General features: G+C 70.7%; 12 protein-coding genes. 9 read left to right on the top strand and 3 right to left on the bottom strand.

Annotated elements, in window-relative coordinates:
• Positions 1 to 438: 438 nt before the first annotated feature.
• Positions 439 to 1386 (top strand): hypothetical protein, encoded by a 948-nt coding sequence (locus tag ACWDGI_RS26145; protein WP_450762871.1) that lies wholly within the window; start codon positions 439 to 441, stop codon positions 1384 to 1386.
• A gap of 26 nt (positions 1387 to 1412) precedes the next feature.
• Here ACWDGI_RS26145 and ACWDGI_RS26140 read toward each other — a convergent pair whose 3' ends face one another.
• Positions 1413 to 1844 (bottom strand): Rieske (2Fe-2S) protein, encoded by a 432-nt coding sequence (locus ACWDGI_RS26140; protein WP_450762869.1) that lies wholly within the window; start codon positions 1842 to 1844, stop codon positions 1413 to 1415.
• A 410-nt stretch (positions 1845 to 2254) separates the two neighbouring features.
• Between ACWDGI_RS26140 and ACWDGI_RS26135 the strand changes: the two genes are divergently transcribed.
• A complete protein-coding gene (locus ACWDGI_RS26135) occupies positions 2255 to 3373 on the top strand; it encodes a LacI family DNA-binding transcriptional regulator (protein ID WP_450762867.1) in 1119 nt (372 codons plus the stop codon).
• 56 nt (positions 3374 to 3429) lie between these two features.
• Entirely contained in the window at positions 3430 to 4341 is a 912-nt protein-coding gene (locus tag ACWDGI_RS26130; RefSeq protein WP_450762865.1) for a carbohydrate kinase family protein, read from the top strand.
• 190 nt (positions 4342 to 4531) lie between these two features.
• On the opposite strand, the gene uvrA is transcribed toward ACWDGI_RS26130, so the two are convergent.
• The gene (uvrA, locus tag ACWDGI_RS26125) at positions 4532 to 7561 is read right to left on the bottom strand and encodes an excinuclease ABC subunit UvrA (protein WP_450762863.1); all 3030 of its coding nucleotides are present in this window, start codon (positions 7559 to 7561) and stop codon (positions 4532 to 4534) included.
• Between the two features lie 224 nt (positions 7562 to 7785).
• On the opposite strand from uvrA, the gene ACWDGI_RS26120 reads away from it, so the two are divergent.
• The 5 genes from ACWDGI_RS26120 (at position 7786) to ACWDGI_RS26100 (ending at position 12256) form a co-directional block, all read left to right on the top strand.
• The gene (locus ACWDGI_RS26120; protein ID WP_450762861.1) at positions 7786 to 8475 is read left to right on the top strand and encodes a maleylpyruvate isomerase family mycothiol-dependent enzyme; all 690 of its coding nucleotides are present in this window, start codon (positions 7786 to 7788) and stop codon (positions 8473 to 8475) included.
• A gap of 44 nt (positions 8476 to 8519) precedes the next feature.
• The gene (locus ACWDGI_RS26115; protein ID WP_450762860.1) at positions 8520 to 9176 is read left to right on the top strand and encodes an MBL fold metallo-hydrolase; all 657 of its coding nucleotides are present in this window, start codon (positions 8520 to 8522) and stop codon (positions 9174 to 9176) included.
• 526 nt (positions 9177 to 9702) lie between these two features.
• Complete coding sequence (locus tag ACWDGI_RS26110) at positions 9703 to 10587, top strand: ABC transporter substrate-binding protein (RefSeq protein WP_450762858.1); 885 nt, start codon at positions 9703 to 9705, stop codon at positions 10585 to 10587.
• Complete coding sequence (locus tag ACWDGI_RS26105; RefSeq protein WP_450762856.1) at positions 10584 to 11507, top strand: amino acid ABC transporter permease; 924 nt, start codon at positions 10584 to 10586, stop codon at positions 11505 to 11507. The genes ACWDGI_RS26110 and ACWDGI_RS26105 overlap by 4 nt, the downstream gene beginning before the upstream one ends.
• The gene (locus ACWDGI_RS26100; RefSeq protein WP_450762854.1) at positions 11504 to 12256 is read left to right on the top strand and encodes an amino acid ABC transporter ATP-binding protein; all 753 of its coding nucleotides are present in this window, start codon (positions 11504 to 11506) and stop codon (positions 12254 to 12256) included. The genes ACWDGI_RS26105 and ACWDGI_RS26100 overlap by 4 nt, the downstream gene beginning before the upstream one ends.
• 4 nt (positions 12257 to 12260) lie before the next feature.
• Here the strand turns inward: ACWDGI_RS26100 and aroQ are convergent, their stop codons facing one another.
• Positions 12261 to 12734, bottom strand: coding sequence for a type II 3-dehydroquinate dehydratase (aroQ, locus tag ACWDGI_RS26095; protein ID WP_362731057.1), 474 nt, complete (start codon positions 12732 to 12734; stop codon positions 12261 to 12263).
• Between the two features lie 172 nt (positions 12735 to 12906).
• Between aroQ and ACWDGI_RS26090 the strand changes: the two genes are divergently transcribed.
• Positions 12907 to 14178 (top strand): MFS transporter, encoded by a 1272-nt coding sequence (locus tag ACWDGI_RS26090; RefSeq protein WP_450762852.1) that lies wholly within the window; start codon positions 12907 to 12909, stop codon positions 14176 to 14178.
• Positions 14179 to 14196 lie beyond the last annotated feature (18 nt).

The raw sequence follows: 14196 nt of genomic DNA, 5'->3' as shown, positions 1-14196 counted from the left end.
GCGGATCTCGGAATCGGCCACCTCGGTGACATCGCGAGCCCTCCCGGCACTCCGCCGACGCGTACCCGGCCGTTGCCCGGCCCGTGACCGGCACGGAACCGCTGGGTCGATCCCGACGGACCTTGCGCGGCTTCCTGGCCAAATCGGCGCCCTGCGCGCGAGCGCGCTTCGCTCCCCCGGGCGACCACGGCGCCCTCTCGCCCGCGCGATCCTTCCGGCGTCGGGGGCACGCCTCGGCCAGGTGGGCGCCCTCGGCCGGCCGAAGGTGTTGTCGGAGATTGGTCAACACGCTTCAATGCGGGGGAACTCGGGGCCCTGAGCAGCGGCCTGCGGACGCGGCGTACCCAGGTGCGGCCGCCCCGACGCCGACGGGGTGGCCCCGGACCCCCGCCAACGGCCTGACCAGCCGTGGTGAACCCAAGAGAAAGGCCCTCCTGCATGCGGCACGCCATACAGCACGCGGACGTCGCCACCGCGGAACTGGACTCAGCCCTGCGCGGCGGCCCCTTCCATGTGGCCCTGCGCGCCGCGATCGCCGCCCGTGGGCTGCCGCTCCAGCGCGTGCAGCACCATCTCTCGCGCTACGGGGTCAAAGTGGGCGTCACCAGCCTGAGCTACTGGCAGCAGGGAGCTCGTCGCCCGCAGCGCCCGGAGTCACTGCGGGCCGTCCGGGCACTGGAGGAGATACTCCAGCTCCCGGACGAGTCCCTGATCCGGCTGCTCGCCGATGCCGATCAGGGCCCTGCCGTACGCCGCCCCGCCGCCCGCTCCTACCGCTCCCTGATCGAGGCCTCCGACGTCCTGGACCGGCTGCAGTCCGAACTCGACTGGTCCCTCGACGGCGGTCTGCACACCCTGGGACACCACGAGCGCGTGCGGATCGGCGCCCACCGCGAGCTGGCCGCCCGTGAGTCGCAGCACATCGTGCGCGCCCACCGGGACGGCGTCGACCGCTTCGTGGCCGTCCACCACGGCGACCCGGGCTGCGCCCCCCAGCACATGACCGTGCGCGCCCTGGAGAACTGCCGGACCGGACGCGTCCGTTCGGACCCGGAGACCGGCCTGCTCGTCGCCGAACTCCTCTTCGGCACCCGCCTGCGCTCCGGCGACACCTTTCTCTTCCGTTACGTCGTGGAGGACGGCACGGCAGGTGTCTCCCGCGAGTACGTCCGCGACTTCGGCTTTCCCGGCGGCCAGTACACCCTCCAGGTCCGTTTCACCGCGGACGCACTGCCGACGCACTGCCACCGGTTCGCCCAGCACTCCGCGGCGGCCCCGCGCAGTGGCCGGCAGGCCCTCCCGCTGAGCGGGCTGCACCGCTCCGTCCACCTGGTCGAGCCCCGGGTACGGCCGGGTCTCCTCGGGATCGGCTGGGACTGGGAATGACCCGACGCTGAACCGGCTCCCCCGGATCAGGCGCCCGGGCCTGCCACGATCCGGCCGTTCGCGGCCTTGACCGGCAGTTCGTTCAAGGGCTCGGTGGCCGGCGACCGCACCACCTTTCCGGTGACCGCGTCGAACTCGCTGCCGTGGCAGGGGCAGACCAGCGTCGTGCCCTGGAGCTTGTTGATCGGGCACCCCGCGTGCGTGCAGATCGTGTGGTACGCCTTCAGGGCACCGTCGGCGGACCGGCTGACGACGACGTTGTGCTCCCGGTAGAGCTTCGCGCCGCCCTTGGTGACCTCGCTCTCGGCCCCGAGGTCGACCGGGGCGGTCGGCGTCGCGTCCGCCGAGGCTCCGCCGCCGGGAGCCGAGCAGGCGGCCAGCCCGAGCCCGGCGACCGGTGTGACCGCCGCTCCCCGCAGGACGGTACGACGGCTGGCGGAGGATCGGTCGGCGGGCATCGGGGGCTCCAGCGGGCTTGGGGGGGGCGGGGTGGATCGATTGCAGCGGTGGCCGTGACCGGCCGCAGCGGCCGTGGTCGAGCAGAGCGACGATACCCGGGCAGATCGTCCCGCTTTCGGGGTGGGTCGGGTTGTGGGCGAGGTGCGAGCGAGGTTGGGGCACCCAGGGCCCGGAGGTGCAGACCGGTGGGGGCGGGGGGCTTGGGCGTCTCACCCGACGGCGGCGACGGTCCGGGCGGCGGAGAGGGCGTGACCACGCCCTGGGGAGAGTTCACCCGATCGGACGTAAACGCTTGCGTAAGCGTTTACGCAGAGGTCCCGGATGGAGTAACTTCCCGGCGGAGACCCACCGCGGCCCGGGAGGGAACCCAGGCCTTGCCCAAGATCGGGAAACGAAGGAGGGGAGCCCCATGCCCACCATGGCCGACGTCGCCCGGAGTGCCGGGGTCTCCGTGGCGACCGTCTCCCATGTACTGAACGAGACGCGTCCGGTGCTGCCCCACACACGTCAGGCGGTGCTCGACGCCATCGAGGAACTGGGCTACACACCCAACACCCTCGCCCGCTCCCTGGTGACCTCCCGCACCCGCTCCATCGGGCTCGCGGTGTCGGCGATCAGCAATCCCTACTTCACAGAGATCCTTCAGGGTGTCGAGGCCGCCGCCCTGGAGCACGGCTACAGCCTGCTCATCGCCGATCCGCACGACGACCCCGAGCACGAACGCAAGGTCGTCCAGCTTCTGCACGAGCGCCGCGTCGACGGCATGATCGTCGCCCCCTCCGCCGACCCGCGCGCGCTCCTCGCCTACCTCGACCGGCATGCCGTACCGGCCGTCCTCCTCGACCGGGTGATCGACGGCCACGCGGACAGCGCCCCGCGCTTCGATCAGGTCTGCGCCGAGAACACCGAGCCGACGGCCCGGCTCGTCGCCCACCTGGCCGGTCTCGGGCACCGCCGGATCGGCCTGGTCGCGGGGCTGCCCGGGCTCAGCACCACCGAGGAACGGATCACCGGCTACCGGCAGGGGCTCGCCACCGCGGGGCTGCCCTTCGACGACGGTCTGGTCGTCCCCGGCAACTCCGAGTCCGCCGGAGCCGAGCGGGCCACCGCCGCCCTGATGGCGCTCACCGCGCCGCCCACGGCGCTCGTCACCGCCAACAACGCGATGACCATCGGCGCCCTGCGCGCGCTGCGTGCGCACGGCCTCTCCGTGCCGGAGGACATCGCCCTGTGCTGCTTCGACGACTTCGCCTGGGCCGATCTGTTCTCGCCTCGTCTCACCGCCGTCGCCCAGCCCAGCAGGGAGATCGGCGCCGAGGCGGTCCGCGTGCTTCTCGAAAGGCTGGCCGCACCCGACCGGACCGCCAGGACCGTACGGCTTCCATGCACCTTCGCGCACCGGACGTCGTGCGGCTGTCAGGAGGAGGAGGGCGGGGCGACCGCGCGGACCCGGTCGGCCTGGCCGGCCTCGTCGGCGGGATCGCGTCAGCGGTCCGTCCGCTCCCGGCAGGTCCAGCAGTCCGGGTAGTCCGGGCGGGCAGAGCACCGCCAGCACTCCGAGTACCCCGAGGAAGGAACCGTCTCGTGATCGTCGTCGCCGGTGAGGCACTGATCGACCTGGTACCGCAGGGCGCGGGCGCCCTCGCGGCCCTGCAGCCGGCGCTCGGCGGCGGCCCGTACAACACGGCCGTGGCCCTCGGCCGCCTCGGCTCCCCCACCGCCTGCTGCTCCCGCACCTCGCACGACGCCTTCGGCGAGGCCCTGCTGGACGGGCTACGGCGCGCGGGAGTCGATGTCTCCCTCGTGGAGCGCGGCACGGAGCCGACCACTCTCGCGGCGGCCACGATCGACGCGCAGGGCTCCGCCTCCTACTCCTTCTATGTCGACGGCACCGCCGACCGTCTGTTCACCGCACCAACCAGCCTGCCCGCCACGACCCGTGCCGTCTCCTTCGGCACGCTCTCGCTCGTCCTGGAACCGGGGGCGAGCGCCTACGAGGAGCTGATGCGCAGTGCGGCCGGGCAGGGTCTGTTCACCGCCCTCGACCCGAACATCCGGGCAGGTCTGATCACGGATCCGGACGCCTACCGGGCGCGTTTCAAGAGCTGGCTGCCCTCGGTGACTCTCCTCAAGCTCTCGGAGGAGGATGCGCTGTGGCTGGGCGGTACCCCGCGCGAGTGGCTGGAGTCGGGCCCCTCCGCTGTGGTGATCACCCATGGCGGTGACGGTCTCAGCGCCTTCACTCCCGATGGCACCGTGTACGCCATGCCCGGTGAGGAGGTCGACGTCGTGGACACGATCGGCGCCGGGGACACCGTGAACGCGGCTCTGCTGCATGGACTCGCCGCCCAGGACGCCCTGTCCGCCGAGGCGCTTGCGGGACTGGGCGCCGACGGCTGGACAAGGCTGCTGCGATTCGCGGCGCGGGCGGCCGCGATCACCTGCTCCCGGGCGGGTGCGGAGCCGCCGTACGCCTCCGAACTAGGGGACCTGTAGGGGCCGTTCGGCTCTCCGTCGCCTCTTCAACGGTGCCGCTGACACCGCGCTGATTCCGCTGTTGATGAGTCAAGGTTCGCCGCCGCCGCGAGGATCGGGCGGCTGATGATGGAACGAGCGGCGCCCTGCGGGGAGTTCCCGCGGGGCGCCGCACTTTTCTGGATTTGTCCGAGCCGGTCGCCCGGGGACCTCAGGCCTTGCGGGCCCGGGTCGTCTTCTTCGCGGGCGCCGTCTTCCTCGTGGCCCCGGCCGCCTTCTTCGTGGCCGTGCTGTCGGCGGTCGTGGCGGTCGCCGTCTTCTTCGCCACCGACTTGGCCGCGACCGTCTTCTTCGCCGCCGGCTTGCGCGGGGCCTTCACCGAGCTGGCGTCGCTGATGCGGTCGGCGCCGAGGACCTCGCGCAGGAACTTGCCGGTGTGGCTGGCCGGGACGGCGGCGACCTCCTCGGGCGTGCCCTCCGCGACGACGAGTCCGCCGCCTGCACCGCCTTCCGGACCCATGTCGACGACCCAGTCCGCGGTCTTGATCACATCGAGGTTGTGCTCGATGACGATGACCGTGTTGCCCTTGTCGACGAGGCCGGCGAGGACCTTCAGCAGTTTGCTGATGTCCTCGAAGTGCAGACCCGTGGTCGGCTCGTCCAGGACGTAGACCGTACGCCCGGTGGAGCGCTTCTGCAGCTCGCTGGCGAGCTTCACGCGCTGTGCCTCACCGCCGGACAGGGTGGTCGCCGACTGGCCGAGACGGACGTAGCCGAGACCCACGTCGTTCAGCGTCGAGAGGTGGCGGTTGATCGCCGGGACGGCCTCGAAGAAGTGCATGGCTTCCTCGATGGGCATGTTCAGGACCTCGGAGATGGACTTGCCCTTGTAGTGGACCTCCAGCGTCTCCCGGTTGTACCGGGCTCCGTGGCAGACCTCGCACGGGACGTAGACGTCCGGGAGGAAGTTCATCTCGATCTTGATGGTGCCGTCGCCGGCGCAGTTCTCGCAGCGGCCGCCCTTGACGTTGAAGGAGAAGCGGCCCGGCAGGTAGCCGCGGACCTTCGCCTCGGTGGTCTCGGCGAACAGCCTGCGGACGTGGTCGAAGACGCCGGTGTACGTCGCCGGGTTCGATCGCGGGGTGCGACCGATGGGCGACTGGTCGACATGCACGACCTTGTCGACGAGGTCGTCGCCGTCCACCCGCGTGTGCCTGCCGGGGACGTTCCGCGCACCGTTCAGCTCACGCGCCAGGTGCGTGTACAGGATGTCGTTGACCAGCGTCGACTTCCCGGAGCCGGACACGCCCGTGACGGCCGTGAACACGCCCAGCGGGAAGGACACGTCGATGTCCTGGAGGTTGTTCTCGCGGGCGCCGTGCACCGTGAGCCGACGGGACGGGTCCTGCGGGCGGCGGATGTCCGGCAGCGGGATCGCCTTCCTGCCGGACAGGTACTGGCCGGTCTGCGACTCCTCGTTGACCAGCAGCTCCTTGAGGGAACCGCTGTGCACGACCTTGCCGCCGTGCTCGCCGGCGCCGGGGCCGATGTCGACAACCCAGTCGGCGACCTTGATGGTGTCCTCGTCGTGCTCGACCACGATGAGCGTGTTGCCCATGTCGCGGAGCCGGACCAGGGTCTCGATGAGCCGGTGGTTGTCGCGCTGGTGCAGGCCGATCGACGGCTCGTCGAGGACGTACAGGACACCGACGAGACCGGAGCCGATCTGGGTGGCCAGGCGGATCCGCTGCGCCTCGCCGCCGGAGAGCGTGCCGGCCGCGCGGTTCAGCGAGAGGTAGTCCAGGCCGACGTCGACCAGGAACCGCAGCCGCTCGTTGACCTCCTTCAGGACGCGCTCGGCGATCTTCTTGTCGCGCGCGTTGAGCTTGAGCTCGCCCAGGAACTCCGCGCAGTCGCTGATGGACATCGCCGAGACCTCGGCGATCGACTTGTCCATGATCGTGACCGCGAGGACGATCGGCTTCAGGCGCGTGCCCTGACAGGTCGGGCAGGGCACCTCGCGCATGTAGCCCTCGAAGCGCTCCCGGCTGGCGTCGCTCTCGGCCTCACTGTGCCGGCGCTTGACGAAGGGCACCGCCCCCTCGAAGGGCGTGGTGTACACGCGCTCGCGTCCGTACCGGTTGCGGTAGCGGACCTCGATCTGTGTCTTGTGGCCGTAGAGCAGGGCCTTCCTGGCGCGCTGCGGCAGGCCGGCGAAGGGGATGTCGGTGCGGAACCCCAGCGCGTCCGCGAGGGCGCCGATCAGGCGGCCGAAGTAGTCCTTGGTGTGCCCGTGCGACCAAGGGTGGATGGCGCCCTCGTCGAGGGACTTGTCCTCGTCGGGGACGATCAGCTCCGGGTCGACCTCCATGCGCGTGCCGATGCCGGTGCACTCGGGGCAGGCGCCGAAGGGCGAGTTGAAGGAGAAGGAGCGGGGCTCCAGCTCCTCGAAGGACAGGTCGTCGTACGGGCAGTACAGGTGCTCCGAGTACATGCGCTCGCGCTCGGGGTCGTCCTCGGGGAGGTCGACGAAGTCGAGCACGACCATGCCGCCTGACAGGCCCAGCGCGGTCTCCACGGAGTCCGTGAGGCGGCGCTTGGCGGTGTCCTTCACCGTGAGACGGTCGACGACCACCTCGATGGTGTGCTTCTCCTGCTTCTTCAGCGTCGGAGGCTCGGAGAGCTGAATGGTCTCGCCGTCCACACGCGCGCGGGAGTAGCCCTTGGTCTGGAGGTCGGCGAAGAGGTCGACGAACTCGCCCTTGCGCTCACGCACCAGCGGCGAGAGCACCTGGAAGCGGCTCCCCTCGGGCAGCTCCAGCACCCTGTCGACGATGGCCTGCGGCGACTGGCGGGAGATGGGGCGGCCGCACTCGGGGCAGTGCGGCTTGCCGATGCGCGCGAAGAGCAGACGCAGGTAGTCGTAGACCTCGGTGATGGTGCCGACCGTCGAGCGCGGGTTGCGCGAGGTCGACTTCTGGTCGATGGACACCGCCGGGGACAGACCCTCGATGAAGTCCACGTCCGGCTTGTCCATCTGCCCGAGGAACTGGCGCGCGTACGAGGAGAGCGACTCCACGTAGCGCCGCTGGCCCTCGGCGAAGATCGTGTCGAAGGCCAGGGAGGACTTGCCCGACCCGGACAGCCCCGTGAAGACGATGAGCGAGTCACGAGGCAGGTCGAGCGAGACATTCTTCAGATTGTGCTCGCGCGCGCCACGGACGATGAGACGGTCGGCCACAGCCGGTCCGCACCTTTCTTGAGAGAAGTGACAGGGGCAGGGCCCCGTGCTTCTTCAGACTAGGGGGAGCCACTGACAACGCCGGTTGGATTCCTGGATGCGTAAACAATCCCGGACCATCCAGCATGCCCGACGCCGTCGTCGACGATATAGCACGCGCATTCGATTTACGGACCTAGTGCGAAACCTTCACCCGAAGGTGTGGCGCGGCTACTGTCAGCCCCATGATTGATCACGCTCATGACCTGGCGTCTGTACAGGAAGCGACGGACCGGATCCTCACCGCTGTCGCCAAACTGGACAACGCGTCCGTGGCGCGACCGTCACGGCTGCCCGGTTGGACGGTCGGTCACGTCCTGGCCCATCTCGCCCGCAACGCGGACGCGCTCACGAACGTCCTCGGCGGGCGCCCCATGTACGTCTCCGGCGGGGCCCGGGACGCCGACATCGAGCGGGACGCCCCGCGCCCGCTCGAGACCCACCTCACCGACCTGCGCGAGAGCGACGCCCGGTTCCGGGCCCGCGGGGCGGAGCCAGCGGACTGGACGCGCACGGTGGAGCTGCGCAACGGGGTCACCGACGCCGCGGCACGGGTGCCGTTCCGGCGCTGGGCCGAGGTCGAGCTGCACCATGTCGACCTCGGGATCGGCTACGAGCTGGAGGACCTCCCGGCGGAGTTCGCGGAACGGGAGATCGACTTCCTGGCGGAACGCTTCGGCGGCCACCAGGACGTTCCCTCGACCGGACTGCGCGCCGACGGCGGCCGCGTGTGGACGACGGGCGGCGGCGCCCCCGGAGGCCCGGTCGGCGTCGAGGGAAGCGCCGCGGAGCTGCTCGGCTGGCTCGCCGGCCGCCGTGACGGTTCGGCCCTGACGGTGCGGGGCGGCGCCCTGCCCGCGCTTCCGCCGCTGTAGCGCACGGCACCTCGTGGGCCGCTCCCCGCTATAGGCTGACCGCCATGACGTACAGCGGAGAGGTGACGGTCGGCGGACCGGCGGACGTGCACGAGCTCAAGGACCTGATGATCACCAAGATCGCGGTCGGGCCCATGGACAACAACGCCTATCTGCTGCGCTGCCGGGCCACGGACGAGCAACTGCTGATCGACGCGGCCAACGACGCCGAGACGCTCCTGGGCATGATCGGTGACGACGGCATCGCGTCCGTCGTCACCACGCACCAGCACGGCGACCACTGGCAGGCGCTGGCCGAGGTCGTCGCCGGCACCGGTGCACGGACGTACGCGGGGCGCGAGGACGCTCCCGGTATCCCGGTCACCACCGACGTCGCCGTCGACGACGGCGACGTCATCCGGGTCGGCCAGGTCGAACTGACCGCCCGCCACCTCGTCGGGCACACCCCCGGTTCCATCGCCCTGGTCTACGACGACCCGCACGGCCACCCGCACGTCTTCACCGGGGACTGCCTCTTCCCCGGCGGGGTCGGCAACACGCGCAAGAACGCGAAGGCCTTCGCCAGCCTGATCCACGACGTCGAGACGAAGATCTTCGACGTGCTGCCGGACGAGACCTGGGTGTACCCGGGGCACGGCAACGACACCACGCTGGGCACGGAGCGCCCGCACCTGCCGGAGTGGCACGCGCGCGGGTGGTGAGCGCTGGGGCACACACGCCATGGGGATGAGCTGTGGGCCGTGAGCTGTGGGCGTCACCCATCCGCGTGGGCCGTGCGTGAGAGCCGTCCGCGCGAGCCGTGCGTGAGAGCCGTGCGCGCGAGCCGTGCGTGAGAGCCGTGCGTGTGAGCAGTGCGCGCCCGGCGTGTGGTTCTGAAATCGCGCCCGGCGCGCACCCCTTCACCCGCGCCCGGCGCGCACGACCTCGCACGCCCCGCGCGGACTCGTCGCGCGCCCCGTGTGAACAGTTCGCACGCGCCGGGGGCCAGCGCACGCTCCCCGCGCGCGTCGTCGCGCGGTCAACTGGTGTCAGCCCCGCACAGGATGACGGCTCCTGCGCGGTACGGGCCGCCGGTCACCATTCCCCGCCCTCGACCGGCGGCCCCGGCGTGGTCGCCTCGCAACCCGCGGCGGACAACGTTCACAAGACCGCAACACCGGTTCCCACTATGCGGACAGATAACCCCTTGACCTGGACATACGCGGCGTTCGCTGTCACTCTCCCGCCATGCACCCTGCCCCGAGCGCACTGCGCCGCGCTGTCGCCGCCGCCACCATAGCCCTGCTCGCCACCGCTGTCGGCTGTGCTCCGCAGCCGGAGGAGAAGGCTTCCGGCGGGTCTTCCTCCTCGGCCGGAACCACGTGCGCCAAGGGCAAGTTGGCCACCCAGACGTCCGGCAAGCTCACGGTCGCGACGGACGAACCGGCGTACGAGCCGTGGTTCAAGGACGACAAGCCGGCCAATGGCGAGGGCTTCGAGTCGGCGGTCGCGTACGCCGTGGCGAAGCAACTGGGGTACGACAAGAGCGCGGTCGTCTGGCAGAGCGTGCCGTTCAACAAGGCGTTCGCGCCCGGTGTGAAGACCTTCGACTTCGACATCAACCAGGTGTCCATCAGCGCCGAGCGCAAGAAGGCCGTGGACTTCTCGTCGGGTTACTACGACGTGCGCCAGGCGGTCATCGCGCTCAAGGGCAGCAAGGCCGCGAAGGCGACCGGTATCGCGGATCTCAAGGGCCTCAAGCTGGGCGCCCAGGTCGGCACGACCAGCCTCGACTACATCACCGACGTGGTGAAGCCGTCGCAGCAGCCCGCCGTGTACGCCAAGAACGACCAGGCCAAGTCGGCGCTGAAGAACGGCCAGGTGGACGCGATCGTGGTCGACCTGCCGACCGCCTTCTACATCACCTCGGCCGAGGTGACGAACGCGAAGATCGTCGGCCAGTTCGAGAACCAGGGCGGCACGCCCGAGCAGTTCGGCCTGGTCCTCGACAAGGGCAGCGCGCTCACCTCGTGCGTCACGACCGCCGTCGACGCGCTGCGCAAGGACGGCACGCTGGCAAAGATCGAGCAGCAGTGGCTGTCCGACGCCGTCGACGCCCCGGTGCTCAAGTGATCGTCACCAAGGACGGGTCCGCCCGGGGGGAGGGCGTGGACGGCACGAGTGGCATGTCCGCGCACGGGGACGACGGCTACACCCCGTCCGAACGGCGGCTGGAGCGGGAACGCCACAGGCGTGCCCGCGCCCGCCGCGCCACCGCGATCGCCGCGCTCTCGACGCTGGTCACGGCGGTCGTGCTCTACCTGGTCGTCGTGAACGCGCCCGGCTGGCCGCGCACCAAGGAGACGTTCTTCAACGGGCAGTACGCGCGCGAGGCGTTGCCGAAGGTCCTTGAAGGGCTGTGGCTGAACGTCCGGCTGCTGGTCGTCTGCGGTGTCGCCGTGCTGGTCCTCGGCATGCTGATCGCCATCGCACGCACGCTGCGCGGGCCGGTGTTCTTCCCGGTGCGGGCGCTCGCGGCGGCGTACACCGACTTCTTCCGCGGGCTGCCGCTGATCATCAACCTGATGATCGTGGTGCTGGGCGTCCCGGCGCTGCGGCTGCAGGGCGTGACGGTCGATCCGGTGCTGCTGGGCGGTACCGCGCTGACGCTGACGTACTCCGCGTACGTGGCCGAGGTGTTCCGTGCCGGCATCGAGTCGGTCCACCCCTCGCAGCGCGCGGCGGCCCGCTCGCTCGGCCTCACCAACCGGCAGGCCCTGCGCCATGTGATCCTGCCGCAGGCCGTACGACGTCAGGTGCCGCCGCTGCTGAACGACCTGGTGTCGCTCCAGAAGGACACCGGTCTCGTGTCGATCGGTGGTGCGATCGACGCCGTACGGGCGGCCGACATCATCGTGGGCCGCAGCCTCAACTACACGCCGTACATCGTCGCCGGGCTGGTCTTCGTGGCGCTGACCATCCCGATGACCCGCTTCACGGACTGGGTGACGGCACGGATGGACCGGCAGCGGGCCCAGGGAGGATCCATATGAGCGACGCACCTGTCCTGCGCATGGAGTCCGTCCGCAAGACCTTCGGCGGCTCCGTGGTGCTGCGGGACGTGGACCTGGCGGTCGCCCCGCACACGGTGACCGCGCTGATCGGCGCGTCCGGCTCCGGCAAGTCGACGCTGCTGCGCTGTGCCAACCTCCTCGAGGAGATCGACGACGGCGCGATCTGGCTGGACGGCGAGGAGATCACCGCCCCGCGCGCGGACCAGGACGCGGTACGCCGCCGTATCGGCGTGGTCTTCCAGGCCTACAACCTCTTCCCGCACATGACCGTGCTGGACAACATCACCCTGGCACCGCGCCGGGTGCACGGCGTCTCACGGGCGGAGGCCGAGGAACGGGCCCGGGAGCTCCTGGAGCGCCTCGGGCTGGGTGACAAGACGGGCGCCTACCCGGACCGGTTGAGCGGCGGTCAGCAGCAGCGGGTGGCGATCGTGCGCGCCCTTGCGGTACGACCCCGGCTGCTGCTGCTCGACGAGATCACCGCCGCCCTCGACCCGGAGCTGGTCGGCGAGGTGCTCACCGTGGTCCGCGGTCTGAAGGACGAGGGCATGACCATGGTCCTGGCGACGCACGAGATGGGCTTCGCCCGGGACGTCGCCGACCAGGTCTGCTTCCTCGACGGCGGCGTCGTACTCGAACACGGCACCGCCGAGCAGGTGTTCGGCGATCCGCAGCAGGAGCGGACCCAGCGCTTCCTGCGGCGGATCGTGGAGGCGGGACGGCTCTGAGGCGTCAGGCGTCTGCCGTGGCGGCGCCGGCCAGCGCCGCCACCCGCTCCACGCCGAACACATAGCCCTGCACACCGCACCCGGCGATCACGCCGTCGGCGCGCAGGGAGACGTAGGAGTGGTGCCGGAACGACTCGCGCTTGTGGATGTTGGAGATGTGGACCTCCAACACAGGCATCCCGTCGCAGGTGTTGAGGGCATCCAGGATGGCGACCGAGGTGTGCGAGTAGGCGCCCGGGTTGATGACGATCCCGCAGTGGTTCAGGCGCGCCTCGTGGATCCAGTCGACCAGTTCGCCCTCGTGGTTGGACTGCCGGAAGTCCACGGTGCCGCCGTGCGCGGCCGCCGCCTTGACGCAGAGGGCCTCGACGTCGGCGAGCGTGTCGGAGCCGTAGATCTCGGGCTGGCGCTGGCCGAGCAGGTTCAGGTTGGGCCCGTTGAGAATCATGATCGGGGCGTTGGCCAGGGTGCGGGGCACGCTTCCTCCGGTCCGTTCGGACGATGAGCGGCCCTGGGTGGACCGCGGCTCAGACCGGTTTATCACGGTGCGCCGAGGCGCCCGCGAAGGGCGCCGTGCGCCCCCGTAACGGATGGTCACCGTGGGTAGTTGACGCGACATGCACGATGTACGCACCGTAAGGGTTCCCTCGATGCTGAGGCTGGCGGCCGCCTCGCTCGCCGGAACCGCCATCGAGTTCTACGACTTCTTCGTCTACGGCACGGCCGCGGCGCTCGTCCTGGGGCCGCTGTTCTTCCCGACGTTCTCACCGCTCGCGGGCACGCTGGCGGCGTTCGGGACGTTCGGTGCGGGGTTCGTGGCCCGCCCGCTGGGCTCGGTGCTGTTCGGGCACATCGGGGACCGGCGTGGCCGGCGTCCGGTCCTGGTCGCCTCCCTGCTCCTGACCGGCGCCTCGACGGTCGCGGTCGGCTGTCTGCCGACGTACGGCACGATCGGTGTGGCCGCGCCCGTGCTGCTGCTCGTGCTGCGCTTTCTCCAGGGGCTGGGGCTCGGCGGGGAGTGGGGCGGGGCGGTGCTGCTGACCGCGGAACACGCGCCCCCCGGGCGGCGCGCCCTGTGGTCGAGCTTTCCGCAGATCGGCCCGGCAGTCGGCTTTCTGCTCGCCAACGGCGTGATGCTGGCCCTGTCCGCGTCCCTGTCCGAAGCGCAGTTCGCGCAATGGGGGTGGCGGGTGCCGTTCTGGGCGGCGGGAGCGCTGGCGCTGAGCGGGTTGTGGCTGCGTTCGTCGCTTGCCGAGAGCCCCCGGTTCCTGGAACTCGACGACCACGCGCGCGTGCCGATCGCCGAGGTCGTACGGCATCACTGGCGGCTTGTACTGCTGACGGCGGGGGCGCTCGCGGTCGGGTACGCGGTGTTCTACGCGGTGACCACCTGGGCGCTGGCGTACGGGACGGAACGGCTCGGGGTGAGCCGTACCGTCATGCTCGTCTGCATCATGGCCGCCGTGGTGGTGAAGGGTTCGCTCACGCCGGTGATGGCCCTGCTCGGCGACCGCTACGGGCGACGGCCGCTGTGTCTTGCGGGGTGCACGGCCTCGGCGCTGTGGATGTTCCCGATGGTCGCGCTACTGGCGACCGGTGAGCCCCTGTTGATGTTCCTCGGGTTCACCGGCTCACTGGTCTCCTTCATCACCATGTTCTCCGTCGTCGCCGCCTATCTGCCGGAGCTGTACGAGCCCCGGGTGCGCTGCACCGGCGCCGCCGTCGGCTACAACCTCGGCGGGGTCCTCGGAGGCGCGCTCACGCCGATCGTCGCGACGGCGCTGGCGGAGCACAGCGGGCGGGTGCCGTGGGCGGTGGGGACGTACCTGACGGCGATCGCGCTGCTGAGTCTCGGCTGCTTCGCGCTGCTTCCGGAGACGCGCCCGGTGCCGGTGGCGGCGGCCGAGCCGGTCACCGGGTGAGCCGGTCACCGGGTGAGT

The organism is Streptomyces sp. NPDC001220 (assembly GCF_053597895.1).
This window is presented reverse-complemented; position numbering and strand designations above follow the sequence as displayed.